This window comes from Tunturiibacter lichenicola (assembly GCF_051013355.1).
In the GTDB taxonomy this organism is placed as follows: Bacteria; Acidobacteriota; Terriglobia; order Terriglobales; family Acidobacteriaceae; genus Edaphobacter; species Edaphobacter lichenicola_F.
On sequence record NZ_CP132944.1, the window covers coordinates 3291793 to 3313602 of the forward strand.

Genomic DNA, 21810 nt, shown 5'->3' on the forward strand with positions numbered 1-21810 from the left:
AGACGCCCGCACGTGATTGCGCCGCTGCTTAGCTACCTCAGCAAACGCCTTCGGCTTAGCCGCGATCGCCGATGTGCCTCAACACGCCTAGTCTTTAGGAGACGTGGAAAGACAGTTTTTAGTACACATCATTCTGAATGAAAGCGGGTTGCGATGATCTGCGCACGTGGCGCGGTAGCGCCAATGCTGCTGGTTTCCACCAGTAGTTCGAACGATTGAAGCGAGCCGTTCGATGAGGCTTCCTGAAGTATGGGCTTCATGGCATCTGAGTTGAATAGTGTGTCGGCCGCGGCTTGGGTGCCTGCCATGTTCAGTCCCTGGATGATGAGGACATGGCCAACTCCGTCAAGACTTGGAACGTAGTCGATCACACCGTAGGTGCTATTGGCGGTTTTATCGGTTCCGTTGCGGTATATGGTTTGCTCTGTAGAAGCGGGGTGCATATTGAAGACGAAAGATTGGTTGATCTCCGGTGTGTATTCGAGCTTGAAATTCAGCCTGCTATCGAACAGGGAGACCCAGGGGTTAGTGTGGCTTGAGCCGATGAGGATGGCGTCTGAGCTTTTCAGATCTTCGGCGGTAATGCTGCGGGCATACCGGATCTCAGGCCGTCCCGCGGAGAACTCAGGAAGCTGAGCAAGCATCGACGTTATGTTGAGAGAGACGAGGCTGGTGTAACGTTGACGCCGCAGATCGTTAAGGTTGTCGACTCCGATATCGTGCAGAGGCTGTTTGTCGATAGGGTAGTTTCCGTTTGCATATTCTTCGAGCGGAACTAGATGTCCAGTGAGGTTTTGCAGGATGCCCAACCCGCTGTCGGGTGGAACGATAAGCGTATTGCGATTTAGCTGAAAGAGCTGCGCCCAGATGGCGTGCGCTCCGCTTCGCTCTTTTTGCTCCTGGATGTAATGCGCTACGAACCACGCAACGAATGTGAGGACGATTCCTAGTGCTGTTCCAAACCAAAGCGAACGCCATGACATCTGCCGATGTGGTTTGAAGGGAGGATTGTGTGGGCGGAGTGGCTCCAATACAGACTCGTGCCGCTCCGCATTGGGAGAACCTTCAATGGCGACCCGGAATTCGGTGGTATGAGGATTTGCGTCGGCGTAGCCTACGAATACAGGGACATATCCGCCGCGAGGGATGATGATGCGCATGGGTTCTCCGGACCCTTCGCCCTCGAAATATTCGTCAAGACGCTTTCTCAGCATGCGAGCGTAGCTTCGAACGATGTTATCTTCACCAGGGTTGTAACCTGTGTCGCGGTTGAAGATTTGCGTGCCGATCCGCTGCTCGGTAATCTCGTGATCGTTTCCCGCAAGGTGCTGTTCGCAGACATAGAGGAGAAATCGCGGAAGTAGGTCGGATTTACAGAGTCTCTTGCTCGCCGCGACGCGACAAGCCAATTGCCACTCCGGACGCAAACGCAACTGTTCCAGATCGAGGGGTGCTTCCTCCACGAGCACGCCGATGGTACCAACAAAACGGGAAGTAGAGGCGACCCGGCCAATTGCCTTCATGGAAGGCTGGCCAGATCCCCCGAGCGATGGGTCGCGCCTTTTCAGCATGCCTTCAGCCTAAATGTAATATATGAAATTTCAATGAACCCAACGAAAGGAAATTACGAAAAACCCTGCAAAATGCAGGGGTGAGGTAGGTGTAGCCACAGGGCAAGCCGATTTTCCACGGGCTTGCACCCTTTTGCGACTGCCGCGAGGGAGCCATCATCAACCAACTGCACCTTCTGATTCCCGTCCCAGTCTGCTTAAAGCGTAGTGCAATCCGATCCGTGTCAGTAACCGAATTACAGAAACTCTGGAGCTATTGTGAAACGTGTTTTATGGTTGGCAGCAATCGTCTGTATCCTGATCGTTAATTCCGCGCCCTTGTTCGCGCAGTTCGAAACCGCCTCCGTTCTGGGGTATGTGCGGGATAGCTCCGGGGCAGCGTTAGCGAACGCAACGGTTTCTCTCGTCAACCAGGATACGAAGGCGATTGTGACGGCGAAGTCGAACGACCAGGGCGGTTACGAGTTTACCGACGTGAAGGTTGGCGAATATAAAGTTACAGCGCAGGCTGATGGATTCGACCTCAGCGCCACGCAAACGTTCCAGGTTACAGTCAATGCACGCCAACGTGTCGATGTGGCACTGAAGATTGGCTCAGCGAACCAAACCGTAACAGTTACCGACGCCGCCGAGCTCCTTGAGACGGAATCCAGCGAGCGCGGACAGGTGATCGGCACTCGAGAAGTGGAGAATCTTCCTCTCAACGGCCGCGCCTATGCGGATCTTGCGGCCCTCGTCCCAGGTGTTCGCCGGAACGTCTTGGAGAACACGACCGACAGCAGCCGGGATGCCAGCTTCAACGTCAACGGTCAGCGTAGCGAATTCAACAACTTCCTGCTCGATGGGCTGGACAACAACGCATACGGTACATCGAACCAGGGCTTTTCTAACCAGGCCATTCCTCCTTCTCCTGACGCCATCTCCGAGTTCCGTGTCGAGACAGACAACTACAGTGCAGAGTATGGGCGCTCGGCCGGCGCGGTCATCAACGTCAGCATCCGTAGCGGTACCAACCAGTTCCACGGCAAGGCCTACGACTACATTCGTAATACTGTCTTCAACGCCATCGGGCCATTCACTGCACCCTCCAATCCGATTACCAAAGCTCCCGAGAAGCCGGTCCTTCTACGCAACCAGTTCGGTGGAACCTTCGGTGGCCCCATCTGGAAAGATCACACCTTCTTCTTTGGCGACTATGAAGGAACGCGTCAGGTCGCCCACGCCATCCTGCAAGCCACCGTTCCGACCGTAGACCAGAACGGAACCAGTACACTTGCGCTTGCCAATGGTGGCTATACGTTCCTTAGTACTTCAAACACCCCTGTCCCTCTCATCAATCCGCTCACAGGACAGAACTATGCGAACGGTGTGATCCCTTTCAACGATCCCTCGGTTTCCACATTCGCCAAAGGTGTCCTCGGTGCGCTACCCGAGCCGAACGTTCCCGGTTCTCCCTTCAGCAATAACTATTCGTCTCAGCCCTCCGATACGATCAACAATGATAAATTTGACGTCCGCGTCGATCAGACGTTCAACCAGCGCACCACTGCCTTCGTCCGCTATAGCCAAAACCGAGGCAAGATCGTCTCGCCACCGAACATTCAGGGACCTGCCGGCGGCAACAGTAACGGCAACGTCAACATCTTCAATCAGCAGGTCGCCGGCGGTGTGACACACATCTTCAATCAGAACTCGATCCTCGACGCCCGCTTCGCCTTCACCCGCACGGATGGTGGCAAAAGTCCCTATGGCGCAAACCTGCCAAGCCTGATGGCAGGCATACCCGGTCTTCCGACCGATCCGCAGGTCGTTCGCAGTCTAAACGTCCAAAGCGTCAACCAGTTCTCTCAGTTCGGCAACCAGGGTAGCAACCCTCAGTTTCAGAATCCCTACATCTTCAATCCCAAGGTCAACTACACCTTTATCCGCGGACGCAGCACCTACAAGGTGGGATACGAGTATCAGGCAATTTTTACCACCATCGACGACTTCAACCCCGTCTATGGGCAGGACACCTACAATGGCAGCTTCAGCTTTTCCGCAATCGGGGTACTTAAGACCTCGAACGATTTGAATAAGGCCGATGCCGGGACCAAAGAGGCTGTCTCGCTGGCCGACTTCATCTTTGGCGCACGCGACACCTACCAGCTCAACAACTTCGTCAACGTCCATCTCAACCAGCGCATGCATAACCTCTACTTCCAGGACGATATCCGGGTAAACTCCCGGCTTACCGTCAATGCAGGTCTGCGCTATGAACTCGTAACACCGCAGTGGGAGTCGAACAACCTGCTCGCCAACTATGATCCGGCAACGCAGTCTCTCATCAAAGCAAGCCCCGGCTCTATCTACAACCGCGCGCTGGTCAACATGCCCAAGCTCGACTTCGCCCCGCGCTTCGGATTTGCTTACTCGCTTGATTCGAAGACCGTCGTCCGCGCTGGTTACGGCCTCGGCTATGCTCAGTTCAACCGTGAAGGCGGAGAAAATCTGCTCTCTTATAACCTTCCGGCTATCGTAAACACCAACATCGTTCAGGCCCCGCAGTTCGCGCTGGCCAGTATTCGTACGCAACCCGCCCAGGCCACGTGCACTACAGCCCAGGTAGGTGCTTCTTTCAACTCGGCAAACCCCAACCCATGCTTCCGGACCACATCGCAGGGCTATCCAACAGGCTTTACCAGCCCCGCCAACGTGACTGCAGCCAGTAACCTCAGCACCCAGGCCCGCTACATTCCCAAGAATCTGCCAACGGGCTATGTCCAGAGCTATCACCTCACTCTTCAGCGTCAGTTCGGCAACGCCACTACCTTTGAGGCCTCTTACGTTGGAGAGCACGGCGTCAAGATTCAGGTGCTCGCTGACCTCAACCAGTCCGAAGCCAACCCTGTCACAGCCACCTGCAATGTAAGCAACACATCAGGCTGCCTCAGTGTGGCAGCACGTCGTCCTATCCCAACCTTCACCACCATCGAAGAGACTCTCCCTGCCGGTTTCCTCAGCTATAACGGCCTTCAGACTAAGCTTGAGCACCGCGCCGGCCATGGTCTCTATCTCCTGAACTCCTTCACCTGGTCCCGTGCGATAGATAACGCCGAAGGCCACCTCGAAGAGGCGTCGGGAGATAGCGGACGCATCAATTTGGCCAATCCGCTGGGCGACCGTGGCCCATCCGGCTACAATCAGCCGCTGAACGAAGTGCTTTCGCTGGTCTACGATCTGCCTTACGGCAAGGGACGTTTGTTCGGCGGCGACGCCCCGCGCGTCATGCAGCAGGTCTTAGGAGGATGGCAGATCACAGCCATCAACAGCGCCAGCAGCGGCCTCCCGGTCAACATAACCTACTCTCCAAACAGCGCTCAGTCGGTTAGCACCATTCTGGTTCAGCGTCCCAACCAGATATCAAACAATGTAGTCATTCCCAAGAAGCAGCGCATGAAGGTAGGGGGCAACCAGGATAGTATCGCCCTCAACAGCGCGGCGTTCGCCATTCCGGATGATAACCACCCCTACGGCAACGTCGGCCGTAACTCCGTCCGCTTCGACCCCTTCTACCAGCTCGATATGGGCCTGCACAAACAATTTTCCCTTCGCCCCGAGGGCACATCGTTCGACTTCCGGGCCGAGGCCTTCAACGTTCTCAACCAGACCAACTACGCCTTTCCGCAAAGTGGCGTCGGTTCCAGCAGCTTTGGTGTTGTTGCCGCCGCATCTACCTTCCCGGCGCGTATCCTGCAGTTCGCCGGAAAGATCATCTTCTAACTTAGTTGTAGAGGCCGACCTTATGATGAATCGGAGACAGTTTGGAGCCCTCGCTGGCGCATCACTCGGCAACCTGCTCACCCAGAGACTCTGGGCTGAGCAGGCCCGGGCGACCGCTTCACCCGACAAGTTCTACTTTGCACTCGTTGCTGATACGCACATCATCGACAACTTCTATGTCAAAGGTGGCGAGAACAGCGTCGAAGACAACGAGAGTATCCTACTGACAACACCTCGGTTGACCTCGGCTCGCGACCTCATCAACTCCCTCAGTCCAGCCATCGAACAGGTCTTTCTCGTCGGCGACTACTTTCATAACTATCCCTCCACCGATTACGACTTCTACTTTCAGAACACAACTCGTCTCGACAACGCCAAAGCAGTTACGGACGGCTTCAAAATGCCGGTGCACCTCGGATTCGGGAACCACGACTATGATGTCCATCGCGTCTCCCGCGAGATGAGCCACCAGCTCTTCGAAGCCAAGTTCAATACCAAGCCCTACTCCGTCCTGGACTATAAGGGTTATAAATTTATTCACCTGAACAACTTTCTCGGCAGCACTCAGGACCGCACCTCACCCGACTTCAATCCTGGTATCGGCTCTCTTGGTGAAGAGCAGTTGCACTGGTTTGAGGCGCAACTGCAGCAACACAAACCCACGTTTGTCTTCATCCACTATCCCCTCACGCAGGAGAAGGCGGCTGAGTTTGCTGATTATGGACTCTTGCCGCTTCTTCGCAAGTATCAGGACACGATTCAACTTGTCGTGTCCGGCCACGTCCACAAGTGGATCGACTACGCGCACAACTATGGGCCACAGCACTACACGATGGCTTCTACACGGTACGACCCCAACGCCTACATGCTGATGGAAGTTGACACCAAACGTGCCACATGGCGCTTCATGAACATCGACCTCGTTGAGTGGTCCACACACTACAGCAAGCCCTACCACTCAATCTGATTGATCGATCCAGCATCGCCGCATTCTCTTGCGAGGAAAAAGCTATAGCTTCTTCCTCCTTCGCCCTTCTTGCCACGGCAGACGGGTCGTGAGAGTGCGGCCACGCACGTTCGATTAAAATTCTAGTGCTCTTTGTCGGCCGACATGGAGACCACTCAGAAGCAACCTGCGAAACTCTTCTGCGGCGGTGGCCATGAGATCACAATACGACCGCTCCTGTGGTCCAATAAACGAGAATGAGACATGCGGCCAACACCTCGCGACTAATCTTGCTCTCTCTCTTGTCGAGCGTGCTGTCGGGTTGCAGCGCCAGGCCGCCCTCGCGCGCTGAAACCCGGATCGCCTACTGGACCAAACGTCACATCACGGTTCACGGCAAGAGCGACATCAACCCCGTTCCTGCAACCGTGGAGAATATCGAAGACGGCAAGCAGGCCTTCACCTCGTATTGCATGGTGTGCCATGGCCTCGACGGTCAGAACACCGGCGTACCCTTCGCCGCGTCGGTCTCGCCACCGGTTCCTTCGCTTGCCAGCATCGAGGTGCAGACCTATACCGACGGTCAACTGAAGTGGATTATCAAAAATGGGATCTATCCCTCGGGCATGCCTCCTTCGGCTGGCGATTTCTCCGATTACGATATGTGGCGCATGGTTCTCTACATCCGTCATCTTCCGAAAGCGGGCAGTTTGGGGGAGCCTACCGTCTATGGTGGCACCTCAAAATAGCGCTTATCGAGTTTGTGCTAGCCTATGCTGCCATCCTTTGACCTACAGGGAGATCATTGACGGCCACAACACCGACCAACAGACCGATCCGACACGTTCCTCGACGCCGACACTAAAAAACAGTGCCGGTTGACACATAACCAGGGACATCGCGCATTGACAGCAAAAGAGTTCAGCGGTCAACACGTTCAGTGTCACTTGGATTTAATGACTCAGTATCTGAGAAGAACCTACATTTTGATACATAAAGTGGGATATTCACCTTAGGGGTATGAGATTGAGGTCGCGAAAAATACAATGAGAGTGTCTGGATCGAAGATTGCATCGGCAATCCACCTGGCCGCCACCATCCAGTGTGCGATCTCCGATTATGAGAAGCTGAACGGCCTTCGAGCTGCTTTTCATTGTCGGAATGATAGCGGTTGATTCAAGGATCCGAACAATCACTCCTACAGCTTTCGCGCGATGGGATCATCGGACGTTATTTGAACCGCGAACGCCTTGTATCTCGGCATTGAGGCCAAGTGTATGCTCGTCTTCCTATGTATCCTGTCTGACCAATCTGCTCCGGGCGGTCGTTTGGAGATCGCTGGCGCCAGAGATGACTCTGACCTTGCACGGTCGCAACGAAGTACATCCACGAGTCATCGGGAGGCCTGACGCTACGCATGCGCAACCTCGTCAGCCTGCTCTGGAGCGAGTGGAAGGATCTGGAGCAACAGATCGTTGCGAGGAACGCGGAGGGTTGAACAGATCGCCTCTTCCGATTCCAGCCTGCCAGCGGCTCAGGCACATCCCGGGTAACGGGCCTCTGGTTGCAACCGCGATCGTAGCGGCGATCGGCAATGAAGCGGCCTTTCATAAGGGCCGGGAGTTCTCCTCCTGGCTGAACGCTCTTGAGCGCCGGTAGGTAGTGATCACGGCCGCAACCAACAAGTTTGCCCGTATCGCATGGGCGGTGCTCTCGAGCGGACAGGACTGTCGAGCGGTTCCGGACGCAATAACTGCCTAAGCAAGATTGGCCATCACCGGCATCAAGTTCTCCAATCAAGGTCTGCACTGGATAACCCCAAGATGACGCGCAAAACGCAAAGATTCGGCTAGCAAAATGAGGGGATTTCCGTCAGGTTGTGACACCTTTTGGAGGTCTGCTCCGCTTTACTTAGTAGAGCAGGCGGCAACAACCTTTGAATCGGCTGATGCCATTTGCTTCGAGTTATCTTCAAATCGTCGCTGGAGGTATTTCAATGTCTACAATTGCTCGTATTCCAATCACTAATATCTATGCAGACGGTGATTACACCGGTCGTATCCTCGTTGGCCCAAAGCAGAAGCCAATGAACGTGTTGCTCGACACAGGTAGTAGCGCTCTCGCGCTCGATGCCAAAAAGTACAAGCCAAACCTGACTGGGGGAGATAAGTCCACAGACTTGGCCCAGACCGATTCTTACGGCGACGGAAGCTACTGGACCGGCGCAGTCGTTACAACTGAGTTGTCGATCGGCGAGGGCGACTCAACGGTTAGCCTTCCGGGGGGAAACGCGGCGATCGCCTATTCTGCCTCAGTTGATATGTTCGGAGAGACCGACGGCATTCTGGGTCTTGCCTATGCTCCGCTCGACGACGCCTTTGCCATGCCGCAGAACACTTGGACGAATAAATACACTGAGGTCCAGGTTCGAACCGGTAAACACGGCGAGATCAAGCCGTACCTCACCCAGCTCTCCGATGCCGGCATTGTCTCAGACATTATCTCTTTTATAACGCGACGTTCGTTCGTCCACGTTGGCAGTGGTGGTGAAAACGATCCTCTCAACCAAGGGGTGATGGTCGTTGGCGGCGGGGAAGAGAGCACTGACCTCTACACTGGCGCTTTCCAGACAGTCAAAGTACTTGCCGACGAGTGGTACAACACAAACCTAAAAGCTGTGATTGTCGGCACAAAAGACCCGATCATCGGGCGCTGGAATGGTCCTAAAGGAATGCCCTCGAATTCGATCGTCGATAGCGGCACTAATAGCTTGGATTTGCCTCCGCAACTACTGAAGGCTGTGATGTCAAAGTTCAGCTCTGCACAACAGCAACTGCTGACACAGTCCGTGCTCGACGAGAAATTGGCCTCCAACGCGGATCTCAAGCTAGGTAGTTGGCCTACATTGACCTTCGTTCTACAGGGCGATACCGCGGACGTTTCGCTCCAGGTGGCGCCGTCCGACTACTGGCAGCTAAACACGCAAAAAGAAGGTTGGGCTATGTCGGCCATAACTAAGGGAAGTCCCGGGCTGTCCATTCTCGGTCTTCCCCTGATGAACGGATATTTCACCATCTTCGATGGTGAAGCGGATGGCGGTCGTGGAGTCATAAAGTTTGCCACGAGAGCTGCTTAGGATTTGGCTTACATTGCGTTGCTTCATTTTTATATCTGACAGCGACGGAACTAAGGAGATCTCAAATGAGCAACACTAACTTCTAGACGCTGGACGACAACGAAGCCACCGCAGCAGTAACAAACATGGGAGCGACCTCTGAACCCGACCCTTTCAATTGGTTGTAAGCAGCGGTTCCAATCCTGTTCCAATGTATCGGGTGCGTCAGACAACGAACGGAAGCCATTTGTTCACGACGTTTCTCGACGAGCGAGATGTAGCGGTCAACGAAGATGGTTTCATCCGTGAGGGGATTGGTTTCTGGTGCCCTAACCCGGACGCCATGCAGCAGGTAAACTGGCGAAAACTTTTTCGTCTTTATAACACTCGAACCGGCGATTTCTTCTACACGATCGACCCGAATGAGTCTGCGGCCAATTACATCTGGCAAGGCATCACTGGCTTCACCTCGATTGTCAACGCTCCGAATACCTCTCCTCTCTATCGTCTCCTGAGCCCGGACGGATTGTGGCACTTTCACACCGCCAGTCACATCGAGATGCTCGATCTGAAGAATCTGATTCCGAAATGGACTTCAGAATCGACTTGCGGTTACGTGTATGCAACAGCTCCCGTCGGCCCCCAGCCCTTCTATCGGTCATATAACCCTTCGACGGGTGGCCACCTCTACACGCTGAGTATCGCCGAGCACGATAGCGCAACGATCGTTGCTGGATATCGGGCTGACGGAATGAGCGGTTATATTTGGCCCACCGGTGCGCAGTCAGCGACGGCAAGAGAGTTGGTTCGCCGCTACGCGCCGGATCGAATGACCACTTTTACACGGCTAATATAATTCCGGGAATTCCAGGTTACAACAGGGAAGGAACTGCGGGTTGGGTTCGCCTGCTCCGATTGGAGCGTCCACGACCCCGATGCACCGACTGGTCGGTATTTTGCCAACAACTTCTTACTGTTAGCTCCCGCGCTTTGGACTTTTGGGCAATTCCAACTTCGTGATGATGAGCCAACTCAAGGAGGGTCTTGCCCATCCGATCCTCGGGTTGGATGTGGAGCTGGACATCACCAAGGTCTTCACGGTAGCCAGCGTCGATACCGGAGATCCCGGCTGCTCGTTGCAACTTAATGGCTATTCGCCGCAGGGGTTCAATTCAGCGTGGCAACAATATGCGATCTATTTGGACAACAAAAGCTCAATTGGGAAATCCAAAACTGGATTGTTGGCACAGATGCCAACCCTTATTCGCCGAGCTTTGTCAGAGCAGGGGGGCGCTTGCTGTCTTAGGTGTAAACGCATTATCGGCAGGAATTCGATTGCGCACAGCTTTGTAGGCTTCGACGGTACCGGAACGGGGCAGAATTCCAACATCACTTATGGACAAGTGTCGGCGACGCTTCGTGCGCAATTGAGAGTGTGCTGGACTAAGTGTCGTAGTCGCGACGTATGCTAGCGCTCTCATTGTGCACACCATAGGGTGGATCTTCCAAGGTAGCCAAAGAACCCACACACTGGGAGACCACGTGTTTGTTGCCAAGCACGTGGTCTGTGACTCCGCCCTCTGCGACTTGCAATCAGAAATCGCTAGTCCATCACAAGAATATTCTGTTGCATATTCCGGCGAACACCTGTAAGTCGCAGAGCTCTGATTATTAATGTATGCAAGGCCAGTTAGACAAACGCCAGACACGAAGACGATTACCGCGGCAGCCAAATTTGCGCGAACAGCGGCACCCTTTGCGATTCACGATGTTAATCTGACCTCAATGAGTGCATTGACCTGTACACGACAACTGAGAGCAAGGAACACGTGGCTCAAGACGTGGCCGTTCATGGATTAAAATCCAGAGCCACCTCGCAGTCGAGGCGAATGCCGAAGGCAAACCCACAAGCGTGCACACCTCGAAGACTCTCCGCCCCGACTATGCCCAAGCTCCGTAGATGCCGTGACCGAGTGGAGCTTCAAGACTGCTTTGGATACTGGGAAATCTCCACCTGCAAACCAGCATCGAGATCACCTAGTCTATTCATCCGTAAAAATAAGGCGAGGCCACTGATTATCAGTCACCTCGCAACATCTAAATCGCCAGCTGTGGAACTGCTCCGCGCTTCCTGAGATTCGTAGATCCTTAACGCTTTTCCGTTCCATTGCAACTCAGACCCCATACTCAGGCAGCGCAGTAGTGCGATCCGGCAGTAATCACAACAAAGAGATTCGCGAGTGGAAGTGACCGGCAACTTGAGACTGGAACGACGAAGGCCCCGCCCCCGCGATGTAGGATGGGGCTTTTCTAATGTTCGAGCTAGAAGAGGATCTTCAAGGCTAATTCAGCATTGAGAGGTTCGCCGGGCCCGACTTGCTCTTATCCGGAGCCGCCGGCAATGCTGTCTCTGTCGCTCAGGCGAGTCGCGCAGTGTTACGCAAAATGCATTGGCCGATTGCGGTGAAGGGTCCACCCAATGGTTGAGAAAAATGTCCATCGTCTAGGCGAAGACATTGCAACGACTTAACTAGTACCGTTCATCGTGCAGTCCGCCAAGCGATTTCTTTCCCTTGAACATAGGTGCTCCGCCACTGGTATTTCCGCCAGGGCTCTCTAACTTACGGAACTTTTGACCATACGGTACGTTCCTGGCGCACGGTGTAACGACGATACATGTAACGGGTTTCATGCGAAGCACCGGCGTCACTCTGTTTGTAGTTTCAAGTCTTTTGGAGGCTCGAAAGCAACATGAAAATCGTTTGCAATGTACTGGCATTTGTAGTGCTTGCTTGTCTCAGTTTGTCTGCTCAGCAAATCACGGGAAACATTCGCGGAACAGTTACAGATCCAACCGGCGCTGTCATTCAGGGCTCTGCTGTTACAGCACGACAGGCGGAAACGGGCCTTTCGCGCAGCACGATTACTGATCGCAACGGTAATTACGTTCTTCTGGAACTCCCGGTCGGACACTACCGCCTGCAGGTCGCAGCGAAGGGTTTCCAGCAATACGTGCAGGAAGGCATCACGCTCAACGTGAACGAGACGGCTGCAGTCTCGCCACGTCTCGCGGTCGGATCGGAAAAGGCGCAGGTGGTGGTGAACGCCGATGCCGAGCTGATTGAGCCAACCGTCACCAGCATGGGCAAGGTAGTCCAACAGCGCGAATTGGAGGATTTGCCGCTGAATGGGCGCAACTTCTCGCAACTTGGCCTGTTGCAGCCTGGAGTCGTTCCCTTGACGCCCGGGATAGCCGAAGCTGGTGGATCGCTGCGCGCCGGACAGGTATATGCGGTCAATGGCCAGCGACCTGAATCGAACAACTTTCTCATCGACGGCGCGAACAACTTTAACGGGGTCGACGGCGGATTCGTCCTCAAGCCTCCGGTGGATGCGATCAGCGAGTTCCGCATCATTACGCATAGCGCGAATGCAGAGTTCGGAAACGCGCTAGGATCGACGACAAACATCATCACGCGGTCGGGTACAAACCACGTCCACGGGGCGCTGTGGGAGTTCCTGCGCAACGACGCAGTCGACGCCAACAATTACTTTTACTCGGGGGCGGCGAAGGAGCCACTGAAGCAAAACCAGTTTGGCGCGACGATCGGCGGGCCGATCAAAAAGGAAAAGATCTTTATCTTCGGGTTCTATGAAGGCTTCCGCAATCGCCAGGGCGAAACAGGGCTTACCCCAGTGCCGTCGGTGAAGCAGCGTACAGGCGACTTCTCTGAACTCTGCCCGGAGGGCTTCTCGCAAGGCTTCTGCAATAACCCTCAGAACCAGCTTTTCAACGTCTTCGCCAATGCCCCCTACCTGAATAACCAGGTGCCGGAACCCGAGTTCGACCCGATTTCAAAAAATCTGCTGCAGTTCTTCCCGCTTCCGAACGACGGCACGAATCTGTTCTCCACCACCCAAGTTTTAACCAACAATACCGATCAGTTCGGAATCAAAGTTGATGACTATATCACTCAAAAGGACATGCTGAACTTCAATTACATGTTCAACCAGCTCTCCCAGGTGGATCCGCTATCGCCGGGAGGCGCCAGCGTGCCGGGCTACCCAATAGGAGAAAATCAGCGGGCGCAGATCTTTGTCGCACAAGAGACGCACACCTTTACGCCGAACCTTATCGCTATAGCCCGATTCTCGTTTCTCCGGAACAAATTCCTCTACGGCGAGCACGAGGATCATCAGCCGCCATCAGACTTTGGATTCCAATACCAACCGAGTCTCGCTATCGCCACTGGCCCCCCATTCATCCAAGTGAATGGCTATTCCACAATTGGTGATCCAATCACGGGCCCACGCAACACCTACGAAAACGTCTTCGATTACTCTGGGTCCGTGAGTTGGGTGCACGGCAAGCACACCTTGAAATTCGGAGGAGGATATCAGCATCAGCAAATCAACACGCTGCAAGGGATTGCCACTAACGGCTTCTTCGTATTTGCGCCATTCCCGGTTACAGATGCGTTCGCTAGCTTCCTCACTGGGCAGGCGGTCGTCTTCCTGCAAGGCATCGGCGATTTTTCGCGCGGTATTCGCGGCAATAATGCAAACCTGTACGTGCAGGATACGTATAAGGTTGCGCCGCGACTCACGATCAACGCAGGACTGCGTTACGAGTTGCCCATCCCCTACACCGAAATTCATAACCGGGTATCGTTGTTTGAGCCAGGGAAGCAATCTACTGTCATGCCGAATGCGCCGCTGGGACTGTTATATCCGGGCGATCCCGGTGTGCCCGATGGCTTGATCCAAACCGATTTCAAGGCGTTCGCGCCGCGGTTTGGTATCGCGTGGGACCCGAACGGTGATGGCAAGTTGCTGATCACTTCGACATATGGAATTTTCTACGAACCTTATTACACCGGACAGGGCGGTCCTTTGCAGGCGCCGATCAGTGCACCTCCGTTCCTCGGAACGCCGCAGGTGAGCCTGCCGGACTTCGCTGATCCGTTCAATGGCCATCCTCCTGCCGTAGGAACGTTTTCCACGCCACTCACGAACCTGACTCTATCGCCGACGTTGACGCTCCCTTACGCGCAGGATTGGGACTTGAATCTGCAGCAGTCGTTCGGATCCGATTTGCTGTTCGAGATCGGATATGTTGGCACAAAGGGCACGCGCCTGCCGCGCTTTATAGAAGCGAACCCGGCGGTGTTCGTCCCCGGAACCGTGAACGGCCAGCCGATCTCGAATTCCAGCAATGCCGACCAACGGCGGCTCTATTCAGGCTGCACACTCGCGGATTCGCCGAGCAGTTGCAAGATTTCATCGACCGGCGAGATCACGAGCATTGCCAATTCGTCGTACAACGCGTTGGAAGCGTCGTTGCGCAAGCGGTTCAGTCATGGGTTGTCATTTCTCGTGTCCTACACGTGGTCGAAGACGATCGACGATGTGTCGTCGTTCAACATAACCGGGTCGGCAGCGAAGCCAGTCGCGGGCGAAAACGATCTCGCTCAGGATCCCTTCAACCTCGCAGCAGAGCGTGGGCTCTCGTTGTTCGACGCGCGCAACCGATTCGTTGGGAGCTATGTATGGGCGCTTCCGTTCTGGAACCATCCGCAGAACTGGTACCAGTGGGGATTAGGCGGTTGGCAGTTGGATGGGATAGGAACACTGATGAGCGGCACGCCGTTCACAGTGTTCGACTCGAACGACGTCGCAGCGCAAGGTACAGCGCCGGAGATCACCGGCTTTTCCGCGCAGCGGCCCAATCTTGTCGGCAATCCCAATAACGGGCCGCGCTCAGTTAATGCATGGCTTAATGCCAGTGCTTTCCAGCGACTCGATCCCACAGCCAACGCGGGGCAGTTTGGCACAGAAGGTCGCAACGTGAATGTCGGCCCCGCTTTTGCCGATTGGGACTTCGGTGCGCTTAGAAATTTCAATGTGACAGAATCAAAGCATATACAATTCCGCGCGGAGCTGTTTAACATCCTGAACCGCACGAACTTCCGGTTGCCCGACAGCGACATCAGTTCGCCGACATTCAACTATATCCTTGCGGCGGGTACTCCGCGCCAAGTGCAATTTGCGTTGAAGTTTATCTATTAGCAGGTCCGAAGGAACAGACGCAAGAATGCTGGCGCAAAACCGATGCTGTGGCGAACATGCTCCAGTGCGAGATCACGTCGGAGACCGTTGAGAGAATTGCGCTGGCTCGCGTGTGTTCCACTTCGCCGAACTAATAGAGTTCTGAGATATGAATCTTGGTCTGCCCGGCCCCTTTTGTGCCAGTTGAGAAGCGATAGAACTGGAACAAGAGGAGCTATGTATGACGCGAGGCAAAAAGCATACAGCGGAGCAGATCGTGGACCTGCTGCGGCAGGTTGAGGTGTGGGAGTAGCGAATGGCAGGACGTTGCAGCAAGCGTGCAAGGAAGCCGAGATCGTAGAGCAGACGCACTACGGTTGGCGCAAGGAGTACGGTGGATTGAAAGGTGGATCAGGCTCGGCGTCTGAAAGAGCTTGAGCAGGAGAACGCGAAGCTGAAGCGGTTGGTCTCCGAGTTGAGCCTGGAGAAGCTGGTGTTGAAGGACATCGCCTCGGGAAATGTATGGTCCGCTCCGTTTTTGCAAGCGCAGGTTTGCTTCTGACACATAGCGGTTTGCGTAAATGTATTCGTCAATAAGGGCGAAGGCTCTGTCAAGGGCAAAGGTTTCCTGCCCGCTGCTTGAAGCAACGCTCGGAGTCAGAGCTTAGAGACCAGAGTCCGAGCGGATCCCTTTATCGAATCATCTTGGGTGGAACGTTCTCCACCAACCATCAATTCGATCACGACTGCGACCATGATTGCTTATTCGGACACCCAATCTTTATTGGGTGCGAGGGCGCCTACTCAGCCTGTCGGTCTGGCTTGCGCTGACCAGAATACATTTCAGGCTACCCTCGATGAAAGAACCTGTGGATACAGTGTCTGTGTACGAAGCATCCAATACATCCGTATCGCAAGCTTACGAGCCGTCGCCACCTTGGCGACGGTGAAGTGTTTGTGATGGCAGCGGTGCAGATATTCTTTCGCAATTCAGGATCAAAGCGCACCGCGATGTTGGCAGCTTCCACGAGAAGGAATCGCAAGAGCCGGTTGCCTTGTTTGCTGATCCCACCCATCCGTTGCTTTCCTCCGGAGGAGTGCTCGGAAGGGACCAATCCCAGATAGCTGGCGACCTGCTTGCCTCGTGGAAAGCGATGCACATCTCCCAGGGTCAGCACAAAGGCAAGTGCTGTAACGGCACCTATTCCTGGCTGAGTCATCAGTAGAGGAACATTTGGATATTCTTGAGCCACTCGCGTCACCGCATCGTTCAGGCTCTCGAGTTGAGCATCCAGCATCGCCAAGAGGTTCAGTAAATCCTTCCTGCGTCAATCTGTCCATGGCTCCAGCGGTAGTGACGCGAGCGCTGCCCGGCCCTCCGTGCTCCACAGTTTATGCTTTTTCTGCATTCCCTGGTTCAGCATGAGATGTTGCAATTCATTCTTGACCCGGGTCCGTATCTGCACCAGTTTGTGACGGTGCATCAGCAGTTGGCGATGATCCCGCACCCCGGCGTCTGGTATCCAGATGCGTGGAAACCTCCCTTCGATCAGCAACTGCAGTATGGGTTTTGCATCTCGTCGATCTGTTTTCTGCTTCCGTACATAGCTGGCCCGGATTTGTGCCGCGTCCCCAACCCATACCTCGTGCCCCAGCTTCTGCAACAGCTGCACGAGCCACTGATCGTTTCCTACAGTCTCGATGCCAACGATCGCTGGCGCAGTCAGTTTTCGATAGAAGTTTTCGGCTTCTCCGCTCGCGTGCGTCAGCTTGTGTTCTTCGGTCGCTTCAGTCTCGGTATCGAACATAGCGATCTGCTGAAAACTAGGGTGAAAATCACAACCTATTATGATCATCCCGACTCCTTCCTCACGCTGGCCCTGGTCTCTAAACCAGATACAGTCTACGAGCTTCGCTAGAGCCTTCGCCCTTATCTAATCAGCCTCTCGCGAGTCGGTCGCTTTTGACGACCAGGCCATAATGAGATCCGCGCATGCCGTTCCCAATAACTTGTTTCGGTCTTAGTGAAGACCGGTTTCCCGCTCGGGTTTACACCATGCCGATCGACCGTTGTGTCATCAGTTCTCTGCGCAGCAAACTTAGGAAGAGCTTGTGTCAGACGTCAGCCCAGCGATAAATTTCCTCGGGCCTGGTAAGGATCTTCCAGGCGACTCGAGCGATCTTGTTCGCCAGTGCGACGATCACCTTATTGCGATGCATGCGTTGTTCGAGCTTAGTAATCCATGCTCCCAGCGGATGACGCTGCCTGTCGCAGGTCTGCACGCAGGATCGGGCTCCATGGATCAGAATCCTTCGAAGATAGGTGTTCCCTCGTTTACTGATGCCAAGCAGTGTGGTCTTGCCGCCAGTGGAATACTCTCGCGGCGTAAGTCCAAGGCAGGCGGCAAAGAACCTCCCGTTGACGAACTGGTAACCGTTGCCGGCTGAGGCTTCAAGAGCACTGGCCGCAAGCGGTCCGATGCCGGGCACGGTCATGAGTCGTCGGTCAGTGTCGCTGTACTGCACGCTGCGTTGAATCTGCTTCGAGAGTTCTTCGATCCTTACTTCCAGGAGCTTGAAATCGTTCCACAGGTCTGCAAGCAGCGTGCGCATGGATGGCGGAAGTTCATTCTCCTCGTCACCAAGGACCCGTGGAACATCTAGTCTGAAGACGCCGGCACCTTGCCGAATGGCGATGCCGAACTCCAACAGAAAGCCTCGCATTTGGTTGATGAGTCCGGTTCGCTGGCTCATATATCGATCGCGCACGCGATGAAGCGCCTGACGAGCGTTCTGCTCCGGTTGCCTGATCTGCGCGAAGCGCATCGTGGGTCGGGTTACTGCCTCCGCGATAGCTGCTGCATCGACCATGTCGTTCTTGTTGGACTTGACATAGGGTTTTACGAACTGAGCAGGGATGATCTTTACCGTGTGGCCCGATGCCTGGAGCTTGCGTGCCAGCCACTGCGATCCTGGACGCTCTCCATGCCGATAAGTGCTGCAGGCGTGTTCGCGAAGTGGACGAGCAATCGATCGCGACGGAACTTGCTGTGTAACACCGGCTTCCCCGAACTGTCGATGCCGACGACGTGGAAGGTGTTCTTCCCAATATCGATGCTATACACCCTAACTCCTTCAATGCGCTTCTTCATAGCGGTCTCCTTCCGCAGTTGCCTGGTTATAGTGTGCTCTCGTTGGAATCGGAGCGGACCATCCCATTACTTCTAAGCCCTGAACGACGGCGCTGTGCGGTGATCCATGCGTGTGCTGCGCATGGCATGAGCGAGCGGCAGGCCTGTCGTGTGGCGAAGCAGCCACGCGGCACCCAGCGCTACCGGCCGACAAGCGGGAAGACGAAGACACGCTTACTCAGGCCATCATCACGTTGGCCAGTCAGTATGGCCGTTATGGATACCGCCGGATCAGGCGTTGCTCAAGCGGACAGGCTGGCAGGTTGGCAAGGACCGGGTAGAGCGGATCTGGCGTCGTGAGGGCTGAAGGTTCCACAGAGACAGAAGCCAAGAGGGCGGTTGTGGCTCAACGACGGGTCGTGCGTGCGGCTGCGCCCGCAGCACCCCAACCATGTCTGGAGCTATGACTTCGTGAGTGCTAAGACGCATGACGGGAGGACGGTGCGGATGTTGAACCTGATCGATGAGCATACCAGGGATAGTCTGCTCGTGCGTCCCGAACGGCGATGGAGCAGCGCCAAAGTGATCGAGGCGCTGGCGGATGTGATGGTGATGAAGGGCGTTCCAGAACATATCCGTTCCGACAACGGCCCTGAGTTCGTCGCCAAAGACCTTCGCAAATGGCTGGCTGATACCGGTGCAAAGACGCTTTACATCGAACCCGGAAGTCCTTGGGAGAACGGTTACTGCAGTGAGACGCGCCGGCTTTCGCGCCCACTTAGCAGATGAAGAGGTCGTTAGACAGTATGGAAGTGGGCTTCAATACCAAGATCCACCTTTCTTCTGCTGCGATCCTCGCGGCAATCCGGAATGGCTCCACATTTTCGAAACGCCTGCAGAAGACGCTACCTATCCTTGGCCAGCTACTATCAAGGGTGCGTGAAGGAACGTTCAAGTGCTTTTCTCTAGCGATATTGCTGGACAGTCAGCGTTATGTTTCGGGCCAAGTGAGCCTTGATGTGAAGCTCGAACTTGCAAAGACTGGATGGGACACGGGTATCTATTACTTGCGTCTCGCGGGCACTGATCTGATTCACTCTATGCACCGTGAGGCAGAGGTAGAAGGAACTCAACGTTTGGACCAAATACGTGAGGTTCTCGAAAGCTCGACACGAACAATCTATTCGTCAATAGCCTGCGTATGGAAGTGCTCGCCACGTATGAGGGCTTCGAACTCCCGTTTCTACAGGAGCAGCTCTGGAGGAGATGAAATCAATCATCGACACAGAGCGGCCACCCAGTACGGAAGATCTTGAGTTGCTGAAACTCCAAGAACAAAGCTGGGAGCAATTTCAGAGAGACAAAGCTTACGGTGCGTTAGGAAAGATATTTGAGGACATCTTCCAGGGATCATACTCGGACGCATATTGGCAGCTATCAGCCCCGGACAAAACGAAAATCCTTTCTTTGGCTGCCATAGCAAGCAGACCGGGGTTCCACACTGACTGGATTCTGATAGAGCTCCTGAAAAACGGCGACGCAAATGCATTGCCGGTCTTTCGTCATTTCGCGTCTCGACTCGACCCAGATACTTCCGTTCCACAAGACATGATTGGTGCTTTTCCTGCTGGTGTCCGCGGATGCGCGCGCTGGTGTGGAGCTGCGCCTGTCTATTCTGATACGACCTCAAAGGACCACCTGGCCTGGGGTGCTGTCGGGGAGATATTGTTCTGGACTCTACGCTTATCCGGATCTCAGGATTACAGGAGGAGAGTTGAAGACCTTTGGCACCTTATTCAAAAGGAGTGTGCGATGGCTCTGCCAGACATTCTTTACAATCTGTAGCATTCACAATGGCGTTTTGACAAAGATTCACCACCAGTCGATTTGGTCGAGATTTTCCCGGATAAAGTCCGGCCAATCCTGCACGAGGCAATCCCAAATCGTCGCGACTTGACCTCGCTCTTCCGCCATGGAGGTTCATTCGATTCCCGTGTCTTCCCGAATGTCATTTCTGATCTTGGCCGCATTGGAGATGCGGCCTCCATTGCTGCGCTCAATGACATACTTGAAGATTCAGAATGGGGCAGGTTTTCGGTGGCTGCCGTTCATGCAATTCGAGCTAAGAAATAGATTCACACATTTCCGTCTGGTGGGGAACACACGGTTACATGCCGCCTGAATTCCAGCAGGGCGGTTTCAAGCATGCAGATGCGAGCGGAGACATCTACATGCTTAATAAGACTTTTTATGTCTTGCTGACAAGCCGCGAACCTGCCTATTTGATGCATGACGGCGTTCCACCACCGCTCTTTCACATCATTAATCGGTGCTGCAGCTTGGCAAAAGAGGCACGCTACCAAACGCTTGCTGAACTGAAGCAAGCTCTGGTCACGTCGTATGACGTGCTACAGAACCGAGCGGGCGGTGTGTTGCAGGAGCTCTTCTCTGCAATTACGGATCGTCTAGCTACGAGCAGCCAATATGATGCAGCCGAGCTTGCGCGCTTTGTTGAACAATTGGCGATCGCCGATCAAGATGAGCAACGTCAAGTAGTCAGCGAATTGCCGGAGATGTTCTTTTCTGCCATATCGCAGCCTCCTCTTGCAGCTCAAGTGGAGACGTTTCTTACAGTTTATGAGGCTTACGTCGAAGCCCAGCTTTATTCTTGGGGTCACGCGGAGACGATTGCGAAGAGAATGAACTGGATTGTCAGAACTCCCACAGCCCCTCCCGGAGCCCGGCTAAAGCCTTTGATCTAGCAGTGCGTGCGGCTTATTACATGAATCGCTTCGCAGCCGTGGACACATGCCGTGCAATGATCAAGTTGATTTCCGAACAGGAGCTGGCACTTCATATTGTGCCGGTGATCTTCAAGCCGGAGGCATCGTTCCTTAGGGATATCGAGCCGAGTTCCTGTTCAAACGAAGCGATCCGCAATGCTATTCGCACAATTCACAATCGGGAACGGGAGTCGGAGCGATAAGAGCCAACCTCATACCTCGATTGACCTCTGCCCAGCGTAGGCAGAGGTCAACGGGTTTGCCAGAGTCAAACTGCGAGGGTGCTGGCGAGGGTGCCGAATTCTGAACTGTGTTTTTCCCAGTGTTCCTGAGTGCTTTAAGGTGCTGTCGTTAGCCATCAACGCCCATGAAATCATTTAGATACAACCAGTTAGCGTAACTGTAATTGACCGACTGATTGGAAACGGTATATGGGCTTCCCAACCAGGGGCGG

At 54.4% G+C, this 21810-nt stretch carries 15 protein-coding genes and 2 pseudogenes; 12 read left to right on the forward strand and 5 right to left on the reverse strand.

Annotation, left to right across the window (positions count from 1 at the left end):
* Nucleotides 1-128 precede the first annotated feature (128 nt).
* Nucleotides 129-1571: a hypothetical protein gene (locus RBB82_RS13870; protein ID WP_433971201.1), complete on the reverse strand. Its 1443-nt coding sequence runs from the start codon at nucleotides 1569-1571 to the stop codon at nucleotides 129-131.
* 258 nt (nucleotides 1572-1829) lie between these two features.
* Between RBB82_RS13870 and RBB82_RS13875 the strand changes: the two genes are divergently transcribed.
* The 9 genes and pseudogenes from RBB82_RS13875 to RBB82_RS13915 all read left to right on the forward strand — a co-directional run.
* The gene (locus tag RBB82_RS13875) at nucleotides 1830-5333 is read left to right on the forward strand and encodes a carboxypeptidase regulatory-like domain-containing protein (protein WP_433971202.1); all 3504 of its coding nucleotides are present in this window, start codon (nucleotides 1830-1832) and stop codon (nucleotides 5331-5333) included.
* 22 nt (nucleotides 5334-5355) lie between these two features.
* A complete protein-coding gene (locus tag RBB82_RS13880; RefSeq protein WP_433971204.1) occupies nucleotides 5356-6300 on the forward strand; it encodes a metallophosphoesterase family protein in 945 nt (314 codons plus the stop codon).
* A gap of 236 nt (nucleotides 6301-6536) precedes the next feature.
* The gene (locus RBB82_RS13885) at nucleotides 6537-7028 is read left to right on the forward strand and encodes a c-type cytochrome (RefSeq protein ID WP_433971205.1); all 492 of its coding nucleotides are present in this window, start codon (nucleotides 6537-6539) and stop codon (nucleotides 7026-7028) included.
* A gap of 601 nt (nucleotides 7029-7629) precedes the next feature.
* Nucleotides 7630-7938, forward strand: coding sequence for a transposase (locus RBB82_RS13890; protein ID WP_433971206.1), 309 nt, complete (start codon nucleotides 7630-7632; stop codon nucleotides 7936-7938).
* 337 nt (nucleotides 7939-8275) lie between these two features.
* Entirely contained in the window at nucleotides 8276-9415 is a 1140-nt protein-coding gene (locus RBB82_RS13895; RefSeq protein ID WP_433971208.1) for a pepsin-like aspartic protease, read from the forward strand.
* A gap of 190 nt (nucleotides 9416-9605) precedes the next feature.
* Nucleotides 9606-10250, forward strand: coding sequence for a hypothetical protein (locus RBB82_RS13900; RefSeq protein WP_433971210.1), 645 nt, complete (start codon nucleotides 9606-9608; stop codon nucleotides 10248-10250).
* A gap of 142 nt (nucleotides 10251-10392) precedes the next feature.
* Nucleotides 10393-10866, forward strand: coding sequence for a hypothetical protein (locus RBB82_RS13905; RefSeq protein WP_433971212.1), 474 nt, complete (start codon nucleotides 10393-10395; stop codon nucleotides 10864-10866).
* A gap of 1279 nt (nucleotides 10867-12145) precedes the next feature.
* Entirely contained in the window at nucleotides 12146-15463 is a 3318-nt protein-coding gene (locus RBB82_RS13910; RefSeq protein WP_433971213.1) for a carboxypeptidase regulatory-like domain-containing protein, read from the forward strand.
* Nucleotides 15464-15683: 220 nt separating this feature from the next.
* Nucleotides 15684-15965: pseudogene (locus RBB82_RS13915) on the forward strand (transposase); the annotation flags it as partial.
* 325 nt (nucleotides 15966-16290) lie between these two features.
* On the opposite strand, the gene RBB82_RS13920 reads toward RBB82_RS13915, so the two are convergent.
* From RBB82_RS13920 to RBB82_RS13935, 4 genes are all read right to left on the reverse strand, one after another.
* Nucleotides 16291-16740 (reverse strand): transposase, encoded by a 450-nt coding sequence (locus RBB82_RS13920; RefSeq protein ID WP_433975382.1) that lies wholly within the window; start codon nucleotides 16738-16740, stop codon nucleotides 16291-16293.
* Between the two features lie 30 nt (nucleotides 16741-16770).
* Nucleotides 16771-17298, reverse strand: a complete 528-nt coding sequence (locus tag RBB82_RS13925; RefSeq protein ID WP_433971214.1) for an IS110 family transposase — start codon at nucleotides 17296-17298, stop codon at nucleotides 16771-16773.
* Between the two features lie 259 nt (nucleotides 17299-17557).
* On the reverse strand, nucleotides 17558-18472 hold the full coding sequence (locus RBB82_RS13930) for an IS110 family transposase (RefSeq protein ID WP_433975383.1): 915 nt from the start codon (nucleotides 18470-18472) through the stop codon (nucleotides 17558-17560).
* Nucleotides 18367-18594: a hypothetical protein gene (locus tag RBB82_RS13935; protein WP_433971216.1), complete on the reverse strand. Its 228-nt coding sequence runs from the start codon at nucleotides 18592-18594 to the stop codon at nucleotides 18367-18369. Before RBB82_RS13935 ends, RBB82_RS13930 begins: the two co-directional genes overlap by 106 nt.
* A 69-nt stretch (nucleotides 18595-18663) precedes the next feature.
* On the opposite strand from RBB82_RS13935, the pseudogene RBB82_RS13940 reads away from it, so the two are divergent.
* From RBB82_RS13940 to RBB82_RS13950, 3 genes and pseudogenes are all read left to right on the forward strand, one after another.
* Nucleotides 18664-19323, forward strand: a pseudogene (locus RBB82_RS13940) (DDE-type integrase/transposase/recombinase); the annotation flags it as partial.
* A gap of 516 nt (nucleotides 19324-19839) precedes the next feature.
* Nucleotides 19840-20418, forward strand: coding sequence for a hypothetical protein (locus RBB82_RS13945; RefSeq protein ID WP_433971217.1), 579 nt, complete (start codon nucleotides 19840-19842; stop codon nucleotides 20416-20418).
* A 326-nt stretch (nucleotides 20419-20744) separates the two neighbouring features.
* A complete protein-coding gene (locus RBB82_RS13950) occupies nucleotides 20745-21335 on the forward strand; it encodes a hypothetical protein (RefSeq protein ID WP_433971219.1) in 591 nt (196 codons plus the stop codon).
* The last annotated feature ends 475 nt before the right edge of the window (nucleotides 21336-21810 follow it).

Bases quoted from the DNA above. Each gene is read 5' to 3' on its own strand.
- RBB82_RS13870 (WP_433971201.1), bottom strand. From the start codon at position 1,571: ATGCTGAAAAGGCGCGACCCATCGCTCGGGGGATCTGGCCAGCCTTCC.
- RBB82_RS13880 (WP_433971204.1), top strand. From the start codon at position 5,356: ATGATGAATCGGAGACAGTTTGGAGCCCTCGCTGGCGCATCACTCGGC.
- RBB82_RS13885 (WP_433971205.1), top strand. From the start codon at position 6,537: ATGAGACATGCGGCCAACACCTCGCGACTAATCTTGCTCTCTCTCTTG.
- RBB82_RS13890 (WP_433971206.1), top strand. From the start codon at position 7,630: ATGACTCTGACCTTGCACGGTCGCAACGAAGTACATCCACGAGTCATC.
- RBB82_RS13895 (WP_433971208.1), top strand. From the start codon at position 8,276: ATGTCTACAATTGCTCGTATTCCAATCACTAATATCTATGCAGACGGT.
- RBB82_RS13900 (WP_433971210.1), top strand. From the start codon at position 9,606: ATGTATCGGGTGCGTCAGACAACGAACGGAAGCCATTTGTTCACGACG.
- RBB82_RS13910 (WP_433971213.1), top strand. From the start codon at position 12,146: ATGAAAATCGTTTGCAATGTACTGGCATTTGTAGTGCTTGCTTGTCTC.
- RBB82_RS13920 (WP_433975382.1), bottom strand. From the start codon at position 16,740: ATGCTGGATGCTCAACTCGAGAGCCTGAACGATGCGGTGACGCGAGTG.
- RBB82_RS13925 (WP_433971214.1), bottom strand. From the start codon at position 17,298: ATGATCATAATAGGTTGTGATTTTCACCCTAGTTTTCAGCAGATCGCT.
- RBB82_RS13935 (WP_433971216.1), bottom strand. From the start codon at position 18,594: ATGAAGAAGCGCATTGAAGGAGTTAGGGTGTATAGCATCGATATTGGG.
- RBB82_RS13945 (WP_433971217.1), top strand. From the start codon at position 19,840: ATGAAATCAATCATCGACACAGAGCGGCCACCCAGTACGGAAGATCTT.
- RBB82_RS13950 (WP_433971219.1), top strand. From the start codon at position 20,745: ATGCCGCCTGAATTCCAGCAGGGCGGTTTCAAGCATGCAGATGCGAGC.